General features: G+C 63.3%; 15 protein-coding genes and 1 pseudogene. 10 read left to right on the top strand and 6 right to left on the bottom strand.

Annotation, left to right across the window (positions count from 1 at the left end):
* Nucleotides 1-138 precede the first annotated feature (138 nt).
* Both OIU19_RS05400 and rep read right to left on the bottom strand, forming a co-directional pair.
* Entirely contained in the window at nucleotides 139-711 is a 573-nt protein-coding gene (locus OIU19_RS05400) for a xanthine phosphoribosyltransferase (RefSeq protein WP_264233965.1), read from the bottom strand.
* A gap of 64 nt (nucleotides 712-775) precedes the next feature.
* Nucleotides 776-2,785 carry a DNA helicase Rep gene (gene rep, locus OIU19_RS05395; RefSeq protein ID WP_186553000.1) on the bottom strand — a complete coding sequence of 670 codons (2,010 nt, stop codon included), beginning with the start codon at nucleotides 2,783-2,785 and terminating at the stop codon, nucleotides 776-778.
* Between the two features lie 340 nt (nucleotides 2,786-3,125).
* On the opposite strand from rep, the gene OIU19_RS05390 reads away from it, so the two are divergent.
* Complete coding sequence (locus OIU19_RS05390; protein ID WP_264233962.1) at nucleotides 3,126-4,790, top strand: bifunctional diguanylate cyclase/phosphodiesterase; 1,665 nt, start codon at nucleotides 3,126-3,128, stop codon at nucleotides 4,788-4,790.
* Between the two features lie 113 nt (nucleotides 4,791-4,903).
* On the opposite strand, the gene OIU19_RS05385 is transcribed toward OIU19_RS05390, so the two are convergent.
* Complete coding sequence (locus OIU19_RS05385) at nucleotides 4,904-6,292, bottom strand: NorM family multidrug efflux MATE transporter (protein WP_264233960.1); 1,389 nt, start codon at nucleotides 6,290-6,292, stop codon at nucleotides 4,904-4,906.
* Between the two features lie 157 nt (nucleotides 6,293-6,449).
* Here OIU19_RS05385 and OIU19_RS05380 point away from each other — a divergent pair, with 157 nt between their 5' ends.
* The 3 genes and pseudogenes from OIU19_RS05380 to OIU19_RS05370 all read left to right on the top strand — a co-directional run bounded on the left by OIU19_RS05380 (nucleotide 6,450) and on the right by OIU19_RS05370 (nucleotide 9,551).
* Nucleotides 6,450-7,379, top strand: a complete 930-nt coding sequence (locus OIU19_RS05380; RefSeq protein ID WP_264233958.1) for a LysR substrate-binding domain-containing protein — start codon at nucleotides 6,450-6,452, stop codon at nucleotides 7,377-7,379.
* A 189-nt stretch (nucleotides 7,380-7,568) separates the two neighbouring features.
* Nucleotides 7,569-8,690, top strand: a pseudogene (locus OIU19_RS05375) (Cache 3/Cache 2 fusion domain-containing protein); the annotation flags it as partial.
* Nucleotides 8,685-9,551 (top strand): methyl-accepting chemotaxis protein, encoded by an 867-nt coding sequence (locus OIU19_RS05370; RefSeq protein ID WP_372353291.1) that lies wholly within the window; start codon nucleotides 8,685-8,687, stop codon nucleotides 9,549-9,551. The pseudogene OIU19_RS05375 and the gene OIU19_RS05370, both read left to right, overlap by 6 nt.
* 166 nt (nucleotides 9,552-9,717) lie before the next feature.
* Here the strand turns inward: OIU19_RS05370 and OIU19_RS05365 are convergent, their stop codons facing one another.
* Together OIU19_RS05365 and OIU19_RS05360 are read right to left on the bottom strand one after the other, a co-directional pair.
* Entirely contained in the window at nucleotides 9,718-11,112 is a 1,395-nt protein-coding gene (locus tag OIU19_RS05365) for a VOC family protein (protein WP_264233954.1), read from the bottom strand.
* Between the two features lie 215 nt (nucleotides 11,113-11,327).
* Entirely contained in the window at nucleotides 11,328-12,215 is an 888-nt protein-coding gene (locus OIU19_RS05360) for a LysR family transcriptional regulator (protein ID WP_264233952.1), read from the bottom strand.
* 136 nt (nucleotides 12,216-12,351) lie between these two features.
* On the opposite strand from OIU19_RS05360, the gene OIU19_RS05355 reads away from it, so the two are divergent.
* Both OIU19_RS05355 and OIU19_RS05350 read left to right on the top strand, forming a co-directional pair.
* The gene (locus tag OIU19_RS05355; protein ID WP_319004484.1) at nucleotides 12,352-13,842 is read left to right on the top strand and encodes an aldehyde dehydrogenase family protein; all 1,491 of its coding nucleotides are present in this window, start codon (nucleotides 12,352-12,354) and stop codon (nucleotides 13,840-13,842) included.
* A 126-nt stretch (nucleotides 13,843-13,968) separates the two neighbouring features.
* The gene (locus tag OIU19_RS05350; RefSeq protein ID WP_264233950.1) at nucleotides 13,969-15,255 is read left to right on the top strand and encodes an FAD-binding oxidoreductase; all 1,287 of its coding nucleotides are present in this window, start codon (nucleotides 13,969-13,971) and stop codon (nucleotides 15,253-15,255) included.
* A gap of 313 nt (nucleotides 15,256-15,568) precedes the next feature.
* Here the strand turns inward: OIU19_RS05350 and OIU19_RS05345 are convergent, their stop codons facing one another.
* The gene (locus OIU19_RS05345; protein ID WP_264233942.1) at nucleotides 15,569-16,996 is read right to left on the bottom strand and encodes a mechanosensitive ion channel family protein; all 1,428 of its coding nucleotides are present in this window, start codon (nucleotides 16,994-16,996) and stop codon (nucleotides 15,569-15,571) included.
* Between the two features lie 326 nt (nucleotides 16,997-17,322).
* Between OIU19_RS05345 and ycaC the strand changes: the two genes are divergently transcribed.
* The 4 genes from ycaC (at nucleotide 17,323) to OIU19_RS05325 (ending at nucleotide 21,654) form a co-directional block, all read left to right on the top strand.
* Nucleotides 17,323-17,952: an isochorismate family cysteine hydrolase YcaC gene (gene ycaC, locus OIU19_RS05340; protein ID WP_264233940.1), complete on the top strand. Its 630-nt coding sequence runs from the start codon at nucleotides 17,323-17,325 to the stop codon at nucleotides 17,950-17,952.
* Nucleotides 17,953-18,040: 88 nt separating this feature from the next.
* On the top strand, nucleotides 18,041-18,607 hold the full coding sequence (locus OIU19_RS05335; protein ID WP_264233938.1) for an antibiotic biosynthesis monooxygenase: 567 nt from the start codon (nucleotides 18,041-18,043) through the stop codon (nucleotides 18,605-18,607).
* A 53-nt stretch (nucleotides 18,608-18,660) separates the two neighbouring features.
* A complete protein-coding gene (locus OIU19_RS05330; RefSeq protein WP_186552987.1) occupies nucleotides 18,661-19,479 on the top strand; it encodes an alpha/beta fold hydrolase in 819 nt (272 codons plus the stop codon).
* A 333-nt stretch (nucleotides 19,480-19,812) separates the two neighbouring features.
* Nucleotides 19,813-21,654, top strand: coding sequence for an amidohydrolase (locus tag OIU19_RS05325; protein WP_264234330.1), 1,842 nt, complete (start codon nucleotides 19,813-19,815; stop codon nucleotides 21,652-21,654).
* Nucleotides 21,655-21,662 lie beyond the last annotated feature (8 nt).

Genomic DNA, 21,662 nt, shown 5'->3' with positions numbered 1-21,662 from the left:
GGGGCCGCTGCGCGCCCCTTCGCGGGCAAGCCCGCTCCCACAGAGTGCGAGTCGATCACAGGTGATGTGAACAACGCAGAACTTGTGGGAGCGGGCTTGCCCGCGAAGGGGCGCGCAGCGGCCCCAATCAAGCCACCATCAGTCGATGAAGCTGACCACGCCGCCTTCCAGCGATTTCACCCGAGCCAGCGACTCAACGCGATAGCCCTGGCTATCGAGCTCGGCACGCCCACCCTGGAACGACTTCTCGATGACGATGCCCAGACCGGCAACGGTTGCGCCCGCCTGCTTGATGATCGAGATCAGCGCTTGCGATGCCTTGCCGTTGGCCAGGAAGTCGTCGATCACCAGTACCCGGTCGCTGCTGTTGAGGTGACGCGGCGAGATCGCCACGGTGTTCTCGGTCTGTTTGGTGAAGGAATACACCGAGGCGGTCAGCAGGTTCTCGGTCAGGGTCAGCGACTGGTGCTTGCGGGCGAAGATCACCGGCACACCCAGCTTCAGACCCGTCATCACCGCCGGGGCGATGCCCGAGGCTTCGATGGTGACGATCTTGGTCACGCCGCTGTCTGCATACAGACGGGCGAATTCGTCACCGATCAGCTGCATCAGCGCAGGGTCGATCTGGTGGTTGAGAAACGCGTCGACTTTGAGAACCTGGTCGGAAAGCACGATGCCTTCTTCGCGAATCTTCTGCTGCAGTGCTTCCACTGGTGTATTCCTCGATGTAGCAAAAATGGCCACGGCGATGTGCTGTGGCAAAGTTTAAAGGTGATTAGCGCTTGAGCATGGCCCGTATATCGGCCAATGCGTTGTTGCCACGCGCGGCTTTGACTTCCACCGGCGCATCATCCAGGCCTTCCCACGACAGATCGTCCGGCGGCAGTTCGTCGAGGAACCGGCTGGGCGTGCAGTCGATGATTTCGCCGTATTGCTTGCGCTTGGCGGCGAAGGTGAAGGCCAGGGTCTGGCGCGCGCGGGTGATGCCCACGTAAGCCAGGCGCCGCTCCTCTTCGATGGTGTCGGCCTCGATGCTGGAGCGGTGCGGGAGGATCTCTTCTTCCATGCCCATGATGAACACGTAGGGAAATTCCAGGCCCTTGGAGGCGTGCAAGGTCATCATCTGCACGCCTTCGGCGTTCTCTTCTTCTTCCTGCTGGCGCTCGAGCATGTCGCGCAGCACCAGCTTGCCGATGGCGTCTTCGATGGTCATGTCACCCTCTTCGTCTTTCTCGAGGGTGTTCTTCAGCGCATCGATGAGGAACCAGACGTTGCTGATACGAAAATCCGCGGCTTTGTCGCTGGCGGTGTTCTGGCGGATCCAGTTCTCGTAGTCGATGTCGCGGACCATTTCGTGCAGCGCGGCGATCGGGTCGTCCAGTGCCACCTTTTGGCGGACCCCATCGAGCCAATGCTTGAAACGCTGCAAGCGCTCGGTATAGCGCGCATCGAGGTGCTCGCCCAGGCCCATCTCATCGCTGGCGGCGTACATCGACACGCCCCGCTCGGTGGAGTAGTTGCCGAGCTTTTCCAGGGTGGTCGAGCCGATTTCCCGGCGTGGTACGTTGATTACCCGCAGGTAGGCGTTGTCGTCATCCGGGTTGACCAACAGGCGCAGGTAGGCCATCAGGTCCTTGACCTCCTGGCGGCCGAAGAAGCTGTTACCGCCCGACAGGCGATACGGCACCTGGTGGTGCTGCAGCTTCAATTCGATCAGCTTGGCCTGGTAGTTGCCCCGGTAAAGGATGGCGAAGTCGCTGTAGGGGCGGTCGGTGCGCAGGTGCAAGGTGAGAATTTCCATGGCCACCCGCTCGGCCTCGGCCTCTTCGTTCTTGCAGCGGATCACGCGGATCTCGTCGCCGTGGCCCATCTCGCTCCACAGCTGTTTCTCGAACGCATGCGGGTTGTTGGCGATCAGCACGTTGGCGCAGCGCAGGATGCGGCTGGTGGAGCGGTAGTTCTGCTCGAGCATCACCACTTTCAAGGACGGGTAGTCGTCCTTGAGCAGCATCAGGTTTTCTGGACGGGCGCCACGCCAGGCATAGATCGACTGGTCATCGTCGCCCACCACGGTGAACTGGTTGCGCATGCCGATCAGCATCTTCACCAGCAGATACTGGCTGGCGTTGGTGTCCTGGTATTCGTCGACCAGCAGGTAGCGCACCTTGTTCTGCCAGCGCTCGAGTACCTCGGGGTTTTCCTGGAACAGCTTGACCGGCAGCAGGATCAGGTCGTCGAAGTCCACCGCGTTGAACGCCTTGAGCGTGCGCTGGTAGTGGGTGTAGACGATGGCGGCGGTCTGCTCACGCGGGTTGCGCGCGTTCTCCAGGGCCTCGGCGGGCATGATCAGGTCGTTTTTCCAGGCACCGATCATGTTCTTGATCTCGTCGATGCCGTCGTCGCCGGAGTATTCCTTTTGCATGATGTCCGACAGCAACGCCTTGATGTCGGTCTCGTCGAAGATCGAGAACCCCGGCTTGTAGCCCAGGTGCTGATGCTCCTTGCGGATGATGTTCAGGCCCAGGTTGTGGAAGGTGCACACCGTCAGCCCACGGCCTTCTCCGGCGCGCAGCAGGGTGCCGACCCGCTCCTTCATCTCGCGCGCGGCCTTGTTGGTAAAGGTCATCGCGACGATGTACTGGGCGCGGATGCCGCAGTTCTGGATCAGGTGGGCGATCTTGCGCGTGATCACGCTGGTCTTGCCGGAGCCTGCACCGGCGAGCACCAAAAGAGGGCCGCCGACGTAGTCACAGGCTTCCTGTTGCCGGGGATTGAGTCGGGACATGCTAGAAACCGGGGGTCGCCAGAAAATAGCCGCGCATTCTAACAGGCAAGTGGTGCTTATGGCGCGACCGTCTGACGCCAGAGTCAGACTTTTGTGGCCTCATCGCGGGGCAAGTCCTCCCTTACACCGCCAGTGAGATACCGCTGGGTGCGCGCTTGTCCCGCGATGAGGAGCACGCAAATCGGATTTGCCGCTCAGCCAACTTTCGCGCAGGATGCACGACAAAATACGTCGGACCGCAGGCCATGGAAGGGTATGTATTAAAGTGAAAATCATTTTCAATCATGAGGTAGGATACTTCGCGTTCACCGTACTACCGACCAAGCCCTAAGGAGCCAGCTTGTCCACGCCTGTCGAACCCTTGCGTTTGCTGCTGTTGGCCGATGAGCCGGAATGGGCCGCCTGTTTGCGCGACTGCTTGAAGCCACTGGCGGGCAGCGCGGTACTGTTGACCGCGCCGAACTGGGAGGCCGTCGACAGCCTGTTTGCCCACGACCGCCAGGCTGTGGTGCTGGCCACCCCGGCCTTGCTGCCCAGCCCTGGCCGCTGCGACCTACCGACCATCCTGTTGCTGGAGCATGAGCCCGAGGCGCCCCCCGCCGGGGTCAGCGACTGGTTGGTGCAGGCCCAGTTGACCTGCGACACCCTACGCCGCTCGCTGCGCCATGTGCGTGAACGGGGCGTATTGGTGGCTACCTTGCAGCGCCTGGCCGAGCAAGACCCACTGACCGGTATCGCCAACCGCCAGGGCTTTCAGGCCCTGCTGACTACCCGCCTGGCCGAGAACGACGGCCGCGGCGTGGCCCTCGGTCATCTCGATCTGGACAACTTCCGCCACGTCAACGACGCCTTGGGCCACCAGGGCGGCGATCGGCTGATCCTGCAAGTGGTCACCCGCCTCAAGCATCAGCTGGATGCTGGCGACCAGCTGGCCCGCCTGGGTAGCGACGAGTTTGCCCTGCTGATCGACACCCGCCGCGATGCCAATCGCGCCGAGTGGATCGCCGAACGCATCGTCGAAGCCCTCGCCGAGCCGTATTGGATCGATGGAGAAAGCCTGCTGGTTGGCTGCAGCCTGGGCCTGGCCCACGCCCGCGCCCAAGGGGGCGCCGACCCGCTGATGTGGCACGCGCACATCGCCATGCGCCAGGCCAAGAGCAGCCAGGGCTGCACCTTCCATGTGTTCAACGAGCGGATCAACCGCAACGCCCGCAGCCTTGCCGACCTTGAGGGCGAGCTGCGCCGCGCCTTGCGCCGCGATGAGCTGGAGCTGCATTACCAGCCGCGACTGAATCTTGCCGATGGCCGTATCGTTGGCCTTGAGGCGCTGGTGCGCTGGAATCACCCGGAGCGCGGTTTGCTGGCACCCAGCGAGTTCGTGCCGTTGGCCGAACAGAGCGGGCTGATCGTGCCGTTGGGTTACTGGGTCATCTCGCGTGCCCTGCGTGACATGCAGGCGCTGCGCGAACACGGCCTACAACCACTGCACATGGCAGTCAACCTGAGCTTCCGCCAGTTCCAGGACAGTCAGCTGCTGGCGACCCTGAGCCGGCTGATCATCGAGCATGGCGTCGATGCGCGCTGGTTGGAGTTCGAGCTGACCGAAACGGCGGTGATGCGCCGCAATGAGCTGGTGCGCCAGACCATGGATGCGCTGGGCCGGCTTGGCGTGCGCTTCTCGCTGGATGACTTCGGCACTGGGTTCTCTTCGTTCGTCCACCTCAACAGCTTGCCGATCACCCTGCTCAAGGTCGATCGCAGCTTTGTCGGTGGCATGGAAATGCGCGAGGAGAACCGCAAGTTGGTGCACGCGATGATCAACCTGGCGCATAACCTCAACCTGGAGGTCGTGGCCGAAGGGGTCGAGAGTGAGGAGCAGATGGCGTTACTGCGCGGTTTTGGTTGCGATCAGGTGCAAGGGTTCCTGGTCAGCAGGCCGTTGCCGGTGGGGGAGTTGATCGAGTATCTGACACGCACGCCAGCAGCGGGTATCTGCGCTGTCTGATCTGGCCTCATCGCGGGGCAAGCCCGCTCCCGCAAGCCCGCTCCCACGCAATGCTCCAACACGGGGTGTCGCATGCGTGGGAGCGGGCTTGCCCCGCGATGAGGGCCTCAAGATCAAGCCGAAACCGCCGCCTCACTGCCAATCCCAGCCTTGCGCATCAACCGCTTCATCCGCCACTCGAAACCAAACGTCAGCGCCACCGAAGCACAGGCCAGCCCCAACGCCAGCCCCCACCAGATCCCTACCGCCCCGCCGCCCAGGTTAAAGGCAAACAGCCAGGCCGCCGGCGCCCCTACCAGCCAGTAACAGCACAGGCCAATCAGGAACGTGGTCTTGGCGTCTTTCAGCCCGCGAATCGAACCCATGGCGATGGTCTGCACGCCATCGAACAATTCAAACCAGGCCGCCACCATCACCAGGCTCACCGCCAGCTGGAAGATCCCGGCAAACGCTGGATCATCACGGTTGATGAACAGCCCCACCAGCTCTTGCGGCAACAGCCAGAACAGCGCAGCAAAGCCGAACATCAGCAGTGCGCCAAAGCCGATGCCTACCCGCCCGGCACTGCGTGCGGCAAGCAGATTACCGGCGCCGAAGTACAGCCCTACACGCATGGTCACCGCATAGGACAAACCGGTCGGCACCATGAATGCGGTAGACACGATCTGCAGGGCAATCTGGTGCGCCGCCAGCTCGGTACTGCCCAGCACGCCCATGCACAACGCGGCGAAAGCGAACAAGCCGACCTCGACCATGTACGTGCCACCAATCGGCAGGCCCAGGCGCCATAGCTCGCGCAGTGCTGGCAACGACGGCCGCCACAGGCCCTTGCGCAGCGGGTAGGCGGCATAGAACGAGTGCCAGCGGATATACAAGGCCAGGGCGATGGCCATGCCCAGCGAAACCAGGGCGGTCACCATGCCGATGCCCATCAAACCGAGCTTGGGCAGGCCGAACATGCCCTCGATCAAGGCATGGTTGAACAGGTAGTTGAGCACCGTGCCGACCAGGCTGATGACCATCACCGGGGTCGAGCGGCCCAGGGCGCTGGTAAAGCCGCGCAGGGCCATGAACGTCAAGTAGCTGGGCAGGGCCAGCGGCAGCAGGGTGAGAAACTGCATGGCGGCATCGACGTTGGCCGGCTGCTGGCCAAACATCAGCAACACCGGCCCCAGGTTCCACAGCACCAGCGCTGCGCCCAACGCCAGGCCCCAGGCCAGCCAGATACCGGCTTGGGCCAGGCGCGTGGCGCCGGCAATGTCGCCTGCGCCCTTGCGAATCGCCACCAGGGTGCCGACTGCGGCGATCACCCCCAGGCAGAAAATCGACACGAACGAATAGCTCGCCGCACCCAGGCCGCCACCGGCGAGGGCCTGCGGGCTGATGCGGGCCATCATCAGGGTGTCGGTGAGCACCATCAGCATGTGCGCCAACTGCGAGGCGATCAGCGGCCCGGCCAGGCGCAGCAAAGCCTTGAGTTCAGTGGTGGGCGCGACATGCATGGGTAGGGTCCTTTTTCCTTGGGGGTGGGGCAAGGCGAGGATTCTGAGGCTTTGGTCAACTTTGCACAAAAGGATAAATGCGATCGTTGGCATGAGTTCTACTCATGACTGTATGATCTCCAAGATCACTTGCATGCCCCCAGATCATAGGTGCGAAATGTCCCGTCAGCTTCCTCCGTTGTATGCGCTGCGCGCATTCGAGGCCGCAGCCAGGCACAGCTCTTTCACCCGTGCGGGCGAAGAGTTGTCGATCACCCAGAGTGCTGTCAGCCGGCATATCCGTACCCTTGAGGAGCACTTCGCCTGTCGCTTGTTCGTGCGCAGCGGCCGTAGCCTGCAACTGACCGAGGCTGCGCGGGTGCTGTTGCCGGGGGTGCGCGATGGCTTTGCCGCCTTGGAGCGAGCCTGCGACACCTTGCGCGGCGAAGATGACATTCTGCGCATGAAAGCCCCCTCGACCTTGACCATGCGCTGGTTGCTGGCGCGGCTGAGCCGCTTTCGCCACCTGCAGCCGGGTAACGAGGTGCAACTTACCAGTGCCTGGATGGATGTCGATCATGTGGACTTCAATCAGGAGCCGTTCGATTGCGCGGTGCTGCTCAGTGATGGCGTCTTCCCTGCGGACTGGGAAGTGCGCCGGCTGTTCTCGGAACTGCTGATCCCTGTCGGCGCGCCGGAGCTGCTCAAGGAGGGTTTGTGGGATGAGCGGCGCCTGGCCGGCATTGAGCTGCTTCACCCAACCCCGGACAAACGTGACTGGCGCAGCTGGCTGGCGCGCATGGGGCTGAGCGACAAGGTCTCGCTCAAGGGCGGGCAGGTGTTCGATACCCTGGAGCTGGGGATGATTGCCGCGGCGCGTGGCTACGGCATCTCCATGGGCGATTTGCTGATGGTGGCCGAGGATGTGGCGCAGGGGCGGCTGAGCCTGCCGTGGCCGACGGCGGTGGCCAGCGGCATGGATTACTACCTGGTGTGGCCACGGACCCGGCCGGGTGGCGAGCGCTTGCGCCGGCTCAGTGGGTTTTTGCAGGAAGAGGCAGCGGCTATGGATCTGCCGGATGTACAGATCCTATCGGCGGGCGCCTAACAAGACGCGAGGGAGCGGGCCCTACTGCGTAGAAAACGTTTGCGAATCTCCCGGTCCGACACTCAAGTATTCGCCCGCGACGCCGATTCAGTGGCACCAGCGTCCCGCTAGAGGATGCGTTTCCCCGTAGATCGAAGTGGGCGGTCAGCGTGATCAGGATGATCCCGGCCTCTTGCCAGGAGCTTCCTCATGTCTGAACCCCGTGCCCGGATTGCCTCGCAACTCGGTATCGCCCTCGCCATCGTGCTGGCGTTGGTCATCACCGGTAGTACCTTGTTCGCCCTGCGTTCGCTGGACAACGCCAACCTCGCCACCCGCCAGGAACACCTGGCCAGCGAAGCGCGGCTGCTGGCTGACCAGCTCGATACCTTCCACGGTTCGCTCAAGGACAACACCCAGCGCCTGAGCGGCCTGTTCGAGCGCCGCTTCGCTTCTGGCCTGGCGCTGCACGCAGGAGAAACCGTCAGTGTCGCAGGCCAAGCCACCCCGGCCCTGTACCTGGGCGAGCACCTGCTGAACAACGACTTCCGGCAAGTCGACGAATTCCAGCAGATGACTGCTGGTGTCGCGACGCTGTTCGTGCGTAGCGGCGACGACTTCATTCGCATCAGCACCTCGCTGACCAAACAGGACGGCAGCCGCGCCATCGGAACCCAGCTCGACCGCCAGCACCCGGCGTATGCCAAGCTGATGGCCGGGCAGACCTATGTCGGCCGGGCGCTGCTATTCGAACGCAACTACATGACCCGCTACGTGCCAGTGCGCGATGGCGGCGGGCGGGTGATCGCCGTACTGTTCGTCGGCTTCGACTACACCGACGCACAGAACGCGCAGTTGGCCAATCTCAAGCGTTTTCGCATTGGCCACACCGGCTCGCTGGCGCTGCTCGACGAGCAGGGTAAATGGTTGGTCCAGCCGGCCGATGTACGCGACCCCGACAGCGCTGCACAAGCAGTGAAGGCACTGGCGGCGCAACCGGGCAGCGGCAGCTTCTGGGCCAGTGGCAAAGAGCAGGTGTTCAGCGTTGCGATGCCGTTTGCCGAAGGCCCATGGACTGTCGTGGCGAGCATGCCTGAAGCAGAAATCCGCGACGTCACCTGGAGTGTCGGCCTGCGGCTGGCCATCGGCAGCCTGCTGGCCATGCTGTTGGCAGTGGCCGCGACGTTGTTCCTGCTGCGACGCAAGCTGCGCCCGCTGGGTGACCTGGTGCGTCAGGCCGAAGCCTTGGGCGCGGGTAACTTGAGTGCGCGCCTGGCCGTTAGCAGTCATGACGAGATCGGCCAGTTGGCGCGCAGCTTCAACCAGATGGGTGATGCGCTGTCGACCATGGTCGAGCACATCCGCAGCGCTTCCGAGCAAGTCAGTGGCCGCGCGCGTTCGCTGGCCGGATTGTCCTCCGGCGCCTGTGAGGGGATGGAGCAGCAGTCGGGCGAGATCACCAGCATGGCGGGTGCGGTGGAAGAGTTCAGCGCTACCTCGATGAACATCGCCGACAACATGGCCGGCACCGAGCGCATGGCCCGCGACAACGTCCAGCACACCAGGGTGGGGCGCTCGGCGATGGACGAAGCGTCGGCCTCGCTACGCCAGATTGCCGATGCCTTGGGTGGCACTGCCGAGGTGATGGACACCCTCGGTGCGCGCTCGCAGGAAATTGGCGGCATCGTTGGAGTGATCACCGCCATCGCCGAACAGACCAACCTGCTCGCGCTCAACGCCGCCATCGAAGCCGCCCGCGCAGGCGAGCAGGGCCGTGGCTTTGCCGTAGTTGCCGATGAAGTGCGTGGCCTGGCTGCGCGTACTCGCTCGGCGACCGATGAAATTTCCGCGATGATAGGCAGCATTCAGCAGCAGACCGGGCATGCCATCAGCACCCTGGAGCAGGGCAACCGCCTGATGCAGGAAGGCCTGGAGCGTAATGACAAGGTGGCTGACGCCCTGGCGCGTATCGATGAACAGAGCCGCAGCGCGGGCGAACAGTTTGCCGCGATCAGCACCGCGACCCAGGAGCAGAGCAGTACAGCGAACGTACTGAGCCGCAATCTGCAGAGCATCGCCCAGGCCAACAGTGAGCAGCGCGATGTGGCCAATGAGCTGGCCACCACTGCGCGGGAGCTGGAAGGGTTGGCGGCGCAGTTGCGCCAGGAAGTCGATCGGTTTCGGGTGAACTGATCGGCTGCAAGATCTGCACTGACTCGGCGGGCCTCTTCGCTGGCAAGCCCGCTCCCACAGGGTTGCCGCTGTTCCTAAATCAGCGGGGGGCCTGTAATGGCGCGGTCCTTGTGGGAGCGGGCTTGCCCGCGAAGGGCCGCAAAGCGGCCCCCAGCAATCTAAAGCATTACAACGAGCCTAGGCTCAACGCCTGCGCGCACGCTTGCAACGAGCGCTGCTCACTCTGCGCATACAGCGCCAATTCATCCTGCACCTGCAACCCTAGCGCCGCTTCGAAGGCCTCACGGTTGGCATTGCTGCCGTACTCCGCCTGCGCATCGTCGCCCAGGTTGGACTGGAAAATCCCCGCCGCACTCACCGGCAGGAAGTCCTCGTACACCAACGCCTCGAAATGCACATGCCCGGCATCGATCAGCCCTTGCAGATCGCTCGGTCGCTCGGCCAGATCGCGTGCGGCCAAACCCTTCTCGGTGGCGAAATAGCGGAAATACGCCAAGCCCTGCTCACGCATCTGCGTCAGGTCATCGGGGAAGGCTGCAAAGGTCTGCGCCAGCAATGTGCGGTAGCGTTCGGCATTGGCTTCGGCAGGCACGCCGCCCAGCGCCGCGCGGGTGGCATCGAGCAGCTTGTCGTAGAGCTGGCGGCCTTTTGGGGTCAACGCCGCACCGCGCTGTTCGATCTCGCCGAAACGTGCGGTGTGACTGCCCTCGCTGCCGTGTTGATCACTGAACGCAACCTTCTCTTGCAGCGCCTTGAAGCTGGTCTGGCGCAGCAGGATCGGGTGACGGCGGGTGGGCGGGCCTTCGACCACCGCTTTAGGCGGGATGCCTTTGGCCGGCATGCCAACCTGGATCGCATCGATGTCCAGGGTGCGCGGGGTCAGGTGGTTGATGTGCGGGCCTTTGAACGCCACCACATCGGCGATCAGGCGATGCTGGTCGTGCAGTTGCTGGTACTGCTCGGCGGTGACTGTCGCGTCCTGGTGCCAGCGGAAGGTGTGCAGCGCTTCGCTGACGAACGCCTCGGCGTCAGTTGCACTCAAGCCACCATCGCGTTCGCACTGGGCGATCAGCTCCAGTGCGCGCGGGGTGAAGATCTGCCGCTTGGCCAAAATGCTCTCGGCCAGTGCGCGCAGTTGCGGGTTGTCGATCAGCTCCAGGCGCAGCAGCGAGGTGAACACCCGGAATGGGCTGACATGCAGCGACTGCTCGTGCACCGCGCGGAATGCAGTGGAGTGCACCGGTACACCCGCCGAGCTTAGGTCGTAGTAGCCGACCGGTTGCATGCCCATGACTGCGAACAGACGGGCAATGGTTGCCAGCTCGGCAGCAGTGCCGACGCGGATGGCGCCATGGCGTTCCTGGTCGAGCCGCTCGATTTCACCGGTCCAGCGCAGGGCCTCGGCGACCTGCGGCTGCTGTTGCATGACCTGCTGGTTGATCTCGCTTACCAGCTCCAGCAGCGTGCCGTAGAGGGGCACTTCCTGTTTGTACATGAGCGACATGGCGGCAGAGAACTGCGCGCGGATGCTGTCTGGGCTGACGAAATCATGGGCGGGCATCGCAAGCTTCCTGGTGGTGAATGGGACCGTTACATGAAAGCGGGGAATGCACATGGGCCACAAGCGAAAAAAAGTAGAGGTGTCATTCCCTTTTCGATCGATGTTGGCTGTATTGGGGCCGCTGTGCGGCCCTTCGCGGGCAAGCCCGCTCCCACAGGGCTTCGCAGCGCCGCCCAACCGCTGCGATGGGCGCAAAAGCAGCCGCAAAAATCTCCCTACCCCAACTGCCCCCGCGTCCACTCCACAAGCGCCCTGACTTTCGGCACCTCTGCCGCGTGCTCGGCAAACGCCAGGTAATGCGCGCCATGGCTACGCATCGCATGATTCCAGGCAATCACTAGGCTGCCATCGCCCAGCTCCTTTTCCACCAGATAGCGCGGCACCAACGCCACCCCACAGCCTGCCTGCGCAGCACTCAAGGCCATATAGAACGTATCGAAGCGCGGCCCGTGGTAACTGTTATCGGTATGCAGCCCCTGTTCCAGGAACCACTCATGCCATGCTTCTGGCCGCGACGCACTCTGCATCAGCACCAACTCCGTCACCTGCGCCGCATCGGTCAACTCGCGCCCCTTTAGCAGCTCTGGCGCGCACACCGGCACCACCTCTTCACGGAACAGCTCCACGCACGTTGCCCCCGGCCAGGTGCCTTGGCCAAAGAAGAACACCACATCGGCAGAGCCTTGCAGCAGCGAGAACGGCTCCATCTCGTTGCGGATATCCAGGTGGATGTTCGGGTGGCGTTTACCGAAACCCTTGAGGTGCGGAATCAACCAGCGCACACCAAAACTCGGCTGAGTGGCTACCTTCAATATCTCGGTCTGCTCGCCATAGGTCAGGATGTAGCGGCTGGACATGTCGACCTGGTTGAGGATCTTGTTCACCTCGGCCAGGTACAGGCTGCCGGCCGGCGTCAGTTGCAGGCGCCGACGAATACGCAGGAACAGGTGATTGCGCAGCATCTCTTCGAGCTGCGCGACTTGCTTGCTGACCGCGCTCTGGGTCAGGTGCAGTTCTTCTGCGGCGCGGGTGAAGCTTAAGTGACGGGCTGCGGCTTCGAAGCACTGCAGGGCCGTCATCGACGGCACCAGACGTTTGGACATAGCAGTCTCTATGGCAAGGGATCATGAGCTGAGGGAATGATATGCGGAATAAAGGTCGTTTGTTGCACCGCTGTGATCGGATTAATACTGATCCACATCACCTTTACCACCCTTCACCCGATGTAGGAGAAGCACAATGGTTGCTGCATTGCTCGAGCGTCTAGGCGTCGCTGCCCAGGCTTACACCCAGGGCGACTACCCTGTTCACACCCCGATCGATGGTAGCCAGATCGCCACGGTGAAGCTGCTCGGCAAGGCCGAGACCACTGCGCGCATCGACCAGGCCCATGCTGCCTTTGAAACCTGGCGCAGTGTGCCGGCCCCGCGTCGCGGTGAGTTGGTGCGCCTGTTCGGTGAAGTGCTGCGCGAACACAAGGCCGACCTCGGTGAGCTGGTCTCGGTCGAAGCCGGCAAGATCACTCAGGAAGGCCTGGGTGAAGTACAGGAAATGATCGACATCTGCGACTTCGCCGTAGGCCTGTCGCGCCAGCTGTACGGCCTGACCATCGCCTCCGAGCGCCCTGGCCACCACATGCGTGAATCCTGGCACCCGCTGGGCGTGGTCGGCGTGATCAGCGCCTTCAACTTCCCGGTCGCGGTCTGGGCATGGAACACCGCGCTGGCGCTGGTCGCCGGTAACGCCGTGGTGTGGAAGCCTTCGGAGAAGACCCCGCTGACCGCCCTGGCGTGCCAGGCGCTGTTCGACAAAGCCCTGAAAGCCTTTGGCGATGCCCCTGAAGGTTTGGCCCAGCTGGTCATTGGCGGCCGCGAAGCCGGCGAAGCACTGGTCGATGACGTGCGTGTCCCACTGGTCAGCGCCACCGGCAGCACCCGCATGGGCCGTGAAGTCGGCCCACGGGTGGCTGCACGTTTTGGCCGCAGCATTCTTGAACTCGGTGGCAACAACGCGATGATCCTCGCGCCGAGCGCCGATCTGGACCTGGCCGTGCGCGGCATCCTGTTCTCCGCTGTCGGCACTGCCGGTCAGCGCTGCACCACCCTGCGCCGGCTGATCGTCCATCGCTCGATCAAGGACGAAGTGGTGGCCCGCGTCAAAGCCGCCTACGGCAAAGTGCGCATCGGTGATCCACGCGAGAACAACCTGGTAGGCCCGCTGATCGACAAGCAGTCGTTCGATGCCATGCAAGGTGCGCTGGCCAAGGCCCGCGACGAGGGCGGCCAGGTGTTTGGCGGTGAGCGTCAGCTGGCCACCGAGTACCCCAATGCCTACTACGTCTCGCCGGCCATCGCCGAGATGCCTGGGCAGAGCGACGTGGTCCGTCACGAAACCTTCGCGCCGATCCTCTACGTGCTGGCCTATGACGATTTCGAAGAGGCGCTGCGCCTGAACAACGAAGTGCCACAAGGCTTGTCCTCGTGCATCTTCACCACCGACATCCGCGAAGCTGAGCGCTTCCAGAGCGCCTCGGGCAGTGACTGCGGTATCGCCAACGTCAACATCGGCACCAGCGGCGCCGAGATTGGCGGCGCATTCGGTGGCGAGAAAGAGACTGGCGGCGGCCGTGAGTCCGGTTCGGATGCCTGGAAAGGCTACATGCGTCGCCAGACCAACACCGTCAACTACTCGCGTGAGCTGCCGCTGGCGCAAGGGATTGTGTTCGACTGATGATCGTAGGCGGGGGCCATCGCCCCCGTTCGCGGGACACGTCGCAGCGGCGCACCGCCGCGACTTGACCCGCGATAGGGCCTACGCGGCCCGACCCGCAATAAGAACAATATGCTGGAGCCGGTCATGCCCCAATTGCGTCAAGAATGTTTGTGGGAATTCGTCACCAAGCCTACCGTCGCCAGCCAGGCCCTGGCTGGTGAACACCAGGCCGATGTCTGTGTGATCGGTGGCGGCATCACAGGCCTGTCCGCCGCGATCCATCTGCTCGAACAGGGCAAGTCGGTGATCTTGCTTGAGGCCTGGAAGATCGGCCACGGTGGCTCGGGGCGCAACGTCGGCCTGGTCAACGCCGGCACCTGGATCCGCCCCGATGACGTCGAGGCCACCTTGGGCCACAAGCAGGGTAGCCGCCTGAACAAGGCTTTGGGCGATGCGCCTGGCGAAGTGTTCGCCATGATCGAGCGGCTTGGCATCGACTGCCAGGCCCAGCACAAAGGCACTCTGCACATGGCGCACAACGCCACCGGCATCGCCGACCTTGAGGCTCGCCACCAGCAATGGACCCGGCGTGGCGCCGATGTCGAGTTGCTGACCGGCGCGCAATGCCAGGAATACTGCGGTACCGACAAGATCTCCGCCGCGCTGCTCGACCGCCGCGCCGGCACCATCAACCCCATGGGCTACACCCAAGGCCTGGCTGGCGCCGTGGCGCGTTTGGGCGGCAAGGTGTTCCAGCAGTCCTCGGTCGAAGGCCTGGAGCGCGAGGGTGATGGCTGGCGGGTGAAGACCGCGCGCGGCTCGGTACGCGCCGACAAGGTGGTAATTTCCACCGGCGCCTACACCGAAGGCGACTGGAGCAATCTGCAGAAGCACTTCTTCCGTGGTTACTACTACCAGGTCGCCTCGACGCCCTTGCAGGGTGCGGCTGCCGACAAGGTGCTGCCGCATGGCCAGGGCTCGTGGGACACCCGCACCGTGCTCAGCAGCATTCGTCGTGACGACCAGGGCCGGCTGCTGCTTGGCAGCCTCGGCCGGGTCGATAACAAGCCAGCCTGGTTCGTGCGCAGTTGGGCCGATCGCATCCAGAGCCACTACTACCCGGAGCTGGGCAAGGTCGAGTGGGAGATGCACTGGACGGGCTGCATCGACTTCACCCCGGACCACCTGATGCGCCTGTTCGAACCGGCCCCAGGGCTGGTGGCGGTGACGGGCTACAACGGCCGTGGCAACACCACCGGAACGGTGATCGGACGGGCGTTTGCCGAGTTCCTGCTCAAAGACGACCCGGACAGTTTGCCGGTGCCGTTCTCGCCGATGAAGGCGGTCAGCGCGCCGTCGTTGCGCACAGCTTTCTACGAGTCGGGTTTCTCGCTGTACCACGCGGGGCAGTGCCTGCGGGTGGTGCTCTAAGTCGAGGTCTGTTGCGTCCCAGTAGCGGGCCGTGGGAGCAGCTCGTGGGAGCGGGCTTGCCCCGCGATGGCGGCAGAACAGGCGCCACCTGGGCAATCCCTGCCGCTATCGCGGGGCAAGCCCGCTCCCACGCCTAATAACCCGTTGGCACACTCAACTGTGCAGCCAACTCAGAAAACCGCCTTTGTTCATCACCGTCTGCTGATGCATCAACAGTGATTCCCGTCTCCTAGAGGCCCACCACAATAGTTAAGTTATGTGCGATTCATGTGGGAGCGGGCTTGCCCGCGAAGAGGCCAGTACTGACACACAGTCACTTGTGCAGCCAACTCAGGAAGCCACCTTTTTTCACCACCGTAGGCTTCTGCATCAGCAATGACTCTCGGCTCTGCCGCCTGAACCGCTGCAGTTTGGTCAGCGCCGACTGCACCTCGCCGCGCTCGACCAGGCAGCTGCGGACTTGCTCCTTGTCGATGCGGTACAGCACGCAGCCGGTCAGCGTGCGGAACTCCACCGCTGAGTCTTCGTCATCGACCAAGCCTTCGATCGCCAGCACCTCACCCGGCCCCATGCGCCCAGCCTCGATCAGCCGTTCGCCATCGCGCACCGAGGCCGAGACCACGCCGCTGCCAATCACCAACACATGCTCGGACCGCTCACCCACGCCCAGGATCACCTGATCGGCCAGGTACTCCATGGCCGTCATGCGCTGGCTCAGCGCATCGCGCTCCTCACTGCTCAACGAGCGGAAGACCCGCACCTCGTCGAGCAACTCGCGCTGACGACTGCGCGGCGCTACGGCCAGGTCGACGTTCCACATCACCCCAGTGGCTTCCAGATGACGGTGAGCGAGGTCGAACAGCTGGTTGCGCACTTCGGTCTTGCGCGCCATATCGGCGATGAACCCGCTGGCTTCGTATTCCACTGACTCAAGCGTCGAGGTTTTCACCGTGACCTTGGGGGCGGGGTTGTCCAATAGCGCCGACGTCCCTTGCAGGGCCTTTTCCAAGGCGTCGAAGACCCGCTTGGGGCGGACTTTGGCCGGCACCACCACACTGATCGACACGCCGTTGCGGTCGGCAGGTCGGCTGTGATTGAGCAACTTGGCCTTGGCTGCCACCGAGTTAGGAATCACCGCCAGGCTGCCGCTGCCGGTGATCATGCGCGTGGCCCGCCAGTCGATATCGACCACCTTGCCCTCAGTGCCATCGATCGAGATCGAGTCGCCGATCTGATAGGGCCGGGTGGTGTTCAGCACGATCCCGGAAAACACATCGCTCAGGGTGCTCTGCAACGCCAGGCCGATAACGATGGCCATTACCCCCGAGGTCGCCAGCAGGCCCTTGACCGGCAGTTGCATGACATAGGCCGCTGCCGCCACCACCGCCACCAGAAAGATCAACGCCCCCAGCACATCCTGTAGCAAGCGCCCGCCATGACTGCCGCGCGCCACCAGCAGCAGGCCGAACACCACCGTGACCGTGCGTGCACCGAACAGCCACCAGCCAATCGCCAGTACCGTCGCCATCAAATTGCGCGAGACATCATCGGCCCACGGCGGCGGTTGCAGCGGGCTCATGCCGGCGGCCAGCAATACCCAGCTGAACAGCAGGAAGATCACCAGCCGCGTAGCGATGCGCCAGGGCTGGCGCTGGAGCGGGATCAACTGCCACAGCAGCAGGTCGAGGAAGATCAGGCAGGTGCCGAGCAACAGCGGGTATGACTGGATGAAAGCCAGCATGACGGTCTCGGAGCGGGGGAGGGCTTTGGCTAGTAAAGAGCAGGTGGGGTGGACAAGCAATAGGGGAGCGTACTGGTTATCGGCTGCCGGCTGTGCAGGCCTTATCGCGGAGCAAGCCTGCCCCTATATGGGCTGCGTGGTTCTTGGAGAAGCGGGCTTGTCCCGGGATAAGGGCCGGGCGTGCCCTGCACGATCATCGTTCACAAAACAGAACGCTAAAGGCAAATTTCGCTATCTAGTACGCCAAAGGTCTTGGTTTTAATCTTTCCCCATCAACGCGAAACACCCAACTCACTGAACATAAAACCCCCTTTAGGAGCACGACCATGGCCCACTTCAAATACAACCGCCTGAACAAAGACGACGCTGCCGTACTGCTGGTCGACCACCAAGCTGGCCTGCTGTCGCTGGTACGTGACATCGAGCCGGACCGCTTCAAGAACAACGTGCTGGCCCTGGCTGACCTGGCCAAGTTCTTCAACCTGCCGACCATCCTCACCACCAGCTTCGAGCAAGGCCCCAACGGCCCGCTGGTGCCGGAGCTGAAAGCGCTGTTCCCGGATGCGCCGTACATCGCCCGCCCAGGCCAGATCAACGCCTGGGACAACGAAGACTTCGTCAAGGCAGTCAAGGCCACTGGCAAGAAGCAGCTGATCATCGCCGGTGTGGTGACTGAAGTGTGCGTGGCCTTCCCAGCGCTGGCGGCCCTGGAAGAAGAGTTCGAAGTGTTCGTGGTGACCGATGCCTCCGGCACCTTCAACGAAATGACCCGCGACGCCGCCCACGACCGCATGAGCCGTGCAGGCGCCCAGCTGATGACCTGGTTCGGCGTGGCCTGCGAGCTGCACCGCGATTGGCGCAACGACGTCGAAGGCCTGGCCGCGCTGTGCTCCAACCACATCCCGGACTACCGCAACCTGATGACCAGCTACAACGCGCTGACTGCCGCCAAGTAAATCATCCGCCCACAGCACATTGATCCAATCCAGCGCCTGCCCACTGCCGCACAGTAGGCCTTGGCCCGCTCATCTCCAGGGAACGCCGATGAACACTGCAACCCAAGACAACCGCAACGTGGTGACCCTGGTCATCCAGCATAAGGCCCGCGCCGAATCACTGAGCCGCTACGAGGCCTGGCTCAAGCGCGCGGTCTGTGCCGCCCGCCTGCAGCCTGGCCATCTGGACGTCAACGTGATTCGCCCAGACGACGGTGGCCGGCACTTCACCACCGTGGTGCGCTTTGCCGATGCGGGGCTGTTGCAGGCCTGGGTCAACTCAGCCGAGCGCCAGGCGCTGGTCAGTGAAGTGCTGCCGTTGCTCGAAGACGGCGACCACACCCAGGTGCATGAGGATCCGGAGTTCTGGTTCACCCCGCCGAGCAGCAACGCCGCGCAGCCGCCGCGCTGGAAGCAGGCACTGCTGACCTACCTGGTGATCTGCCCAATGACCATGGTCATCCCGCAGTTGCTGGCGCCGTTTTTCGCCCGCTTCCCGCACCTGGGCGGGCCAGTGGCGGGCAACCTGATCGTCAACCTGTTCGTCATCTTGCCGGTGGTGTTCTACATCATGCCGTGGGTGACCCGCCGCTGTGCCAACTGGCTACGCGGCTGAGTTTTGCTGACTGCCTCGTTCAACTACCTACCCATTTTCAGGAGATTACCGATATGAGCACGCTCGTGACCCGCGATGGCACCTCGATCTATTACAAGGACTGGGGCAGTGGCAAGCCCGTGCTGTTCAGCCACGGCTGGCCCCTGGACGCCGACATGTGGGACTCGCAGATGGAGTTCCTGGCGAGCCGCGGCTACCGCGCCATCGCTTTCGACCGTCGTGGTTTTGGCCGCTCCGACCAGCCGTGGACTGGCTATGACTACGACACCTTCGCCGACGATATCGCCCAGTTGATCGAACACCTCGACCTGCGCGAAGTGACCTTGGTCGGTTTCTCCATGGGCGGTGGCGATGTCAGCCGCTACATCGCTCGCCACGGCAGCCAGCGGGTAGCCGGGCTGGTATTGCTGGGCGCGGTAACGCCGATCTTCGGTAAGTCCCCGAGCAATCCTGATGGCGTCGACGGGTCGGTGTTCGACGGCATCCAGGCGGGGCTGCGCGCGGATCGGGCGCAGTTCATCGCCGATTTCGCCACACCGTTCTATGGGCTGAACCAGGGCCAGACGGTGTCCCAGGGTGTGCAAACGCAGACGTTGAACATCGCCCTGATGGCGTCGTTGAAAGCCACCCTGGACTGCGTCACGGCGTTTTCGCAGACCGATTTCCGTCCTGATATGAGCAAAATCGACGTGCCGACCCTGGTGATCCATGGCGATGGCGACCAGATCGTGCCGTTCGAAACCACCGGCAAGCGCGCTGCCGAGCTCATTGGTGGGGCTGAGTTGAAAGTGTACAGCGGTGCGCCGCACGGCTTCGCGGTCACTCATGCGCAGCAGTTGAACGAAGACCTGCTGGCATTCGTGTCCCGGTAAGTCTCGCTCTTGCGGCCCTTCGCCGATCGATACGCGAAGAGGCCGCAACTGCCACCGGCACAGCCGGCACCCCACGCACTTCGTTGCTAGCCTCAAGACCTCAACGCAGCACATCCATCCAATCGTCACCAGGCATGAAGCGGCATGCTCCGCAGTCGCGCCTGCCGATGCCGCCTTCAGACGGAGACCCTTATGAGTCAGGACCCCAACGACAAGAGCCGTCGCCAGTTCCTCGCCACCAGCACCGTGCTCGGTGCTGCCGGTGCGCTTTGGTCCGCGCTGCCCTTTGCCGGTTCAGCCGGTGCCGCCCATGCATCCACCCAAGGAGCCCCCATGACCGCCGATCTCATTCTGTTCAACGGCAAACTGCACACGGTCGACCGCGAGAAGCCCACCGCCAGTGCCGTTGCCATCAAGGACGGCCGCTTCCTCGCAGTCGGCAGCGACGCCGAGGCCATGGCCTACAAGAGCGCCGCCACGCAGATCATCGATCTCAAGCAGCGCACGGTCATCCCAGGCTTGAACGACTCGCACCTGCACCTGATCCGCGGTGGCCTGAACTACAACCTGGAACTGCGCTGGGAAGGCGTGCCATCGGTGGCCGATGCCCTGCGCATGCTCAAGGACCAGGCGGCGCGTACGCCGACTCCGCAGTGGGTGCGCGTGGTGGGTGGTTGGAACGAATTCCAGTTCGCCGAAAAGCGCATGCCGACCCTCGAAGAAATCAACCAGGCCGCGCCCGACACCCCGGTGTTCCTGCTGCACCTGTATGACCGCGCGCTGCTCAATCGCGCCGCGCTCAAGGCGGTCGGCTATGACAAGAGCACGCCGAACCCGCCAGGCGGCGAGATTCAGCGTGACAAGTTCGGCAATCCGACCGGCATGCTGATCGCCCGTCCCAACGCGATGATTCTCTACGCCACCCTGGCCAAAGGGCCGAAGCTGCCGCTGGAGTATCAGGTCAACTCCACCCGCCAGTTCATGCGTGAGCTGAACCGCCTGGGCCTGACCAGTGCCATCGACGCCGGCGGTGGCTACCAGAATTTCCCCGACGACTACTCGGTGATCCAGGAGCTGGCCGACAACAACCAACTGACTGTGCGCATCGCCTACAACTTGTTCACCCAGAAGCCCAAGGAAGAGTTGGACGACTTCCGCAAGTGGACCTCCAGCGTCAAGCTGCACAGTGGCACCGACTTCCTGCGCCACAACGGCGCCGGCGAGATGCTGGTGTTCTCCGCCGCCGACTTCGAAGACTTCCTCGAACCGCGTCCGGATTTGCCGCAGACCATGGAAGAAGAGCTGGAGCCGGTGGTGCGCCATCTGGTCGAGCAGCGCTGGCCGTTCCGCCTGCACGCCACCTACAACGAATCGATCACACGCATGCTCGATGTGTTCGAGAAGGTCAACCGCGACATTCCATTCAACGGCCTGCCGTGGTTCTTCGACCACGCCGAAACCATCACCCCGCAGAACATCGAGCGCGTACGCGCCCTGGGCGGTGGTATCGCCATCCAGGACCGCATGGCCTTCCAGGGTGAGTACTTCGTCGATCGCTACGGTGCCAAGGCCGCCGAACAGACCCCACCCATCAAGCGCATGCTCGAGATGGGCGTGCCAGTGGGCGCCGGTACCGACGCTACCCGAGTCTCCAGCTACAACCCGTGGACTTCGCTGTACTGGCTGGTCAGCGGCAAGACCGTGGGTGGGATGGAGCTGTACCCGCAGGGCCTGGATCGCGATACCGCGCTGCAGCTGTTCACCCAGGGCAGCGCTTGGTTCTCCAGCGAGCAGGGCAAGAAGGGCCAGATCAAGGTAGGCCAGCTGGCCGACTTGGCGGCACTGTCGCAGGACTTCTTCAGCGTCGAGGAAGAAGCGATCAAGGGCATCGAGTCGGTGCTGACCCTCGTCGACGGCAAGGTAGTGTACGCGGCGGGCGAATTCGATCGCCTCGGTCCACCGCAGGTGCCGGTACTGCCTGAATGGTCGCCGGTGGCCAAGGTCCCAGGGCACTGGCGCGTCGGTACACCCTCGCTGGTGGCGGCAGTGCACCAATGCAGTGGGCCTTGTGGGGTGCATGCACATAGCCATGAGAAGGCGCGGCAGTCGAGCGTGCCGGTCAATGACTTCCAGGGCTTCTGGGGTGCGTTGGGTTGTTCGTGTTTCGCGTTCTGATGTGAAAT

Origin of the sequence: Pseudomonas sp. BT-42-2 (assembly GCF_025847435.2) — a bacterium.
In the GTDB taxonomy this organism is placed as follows: domain Bacteria; phylum Pseudomonadota; class Gammaproteobacteria; order Pseudomonadales; family Pseudomonadaceae; genus Aquipseudomonas; species Aquipseudomonas urmiensis.
Note: the sequence above shows the minus strand (reverse complement) of the source record. Positions and strands in the feature narration are given on the sequence as shown.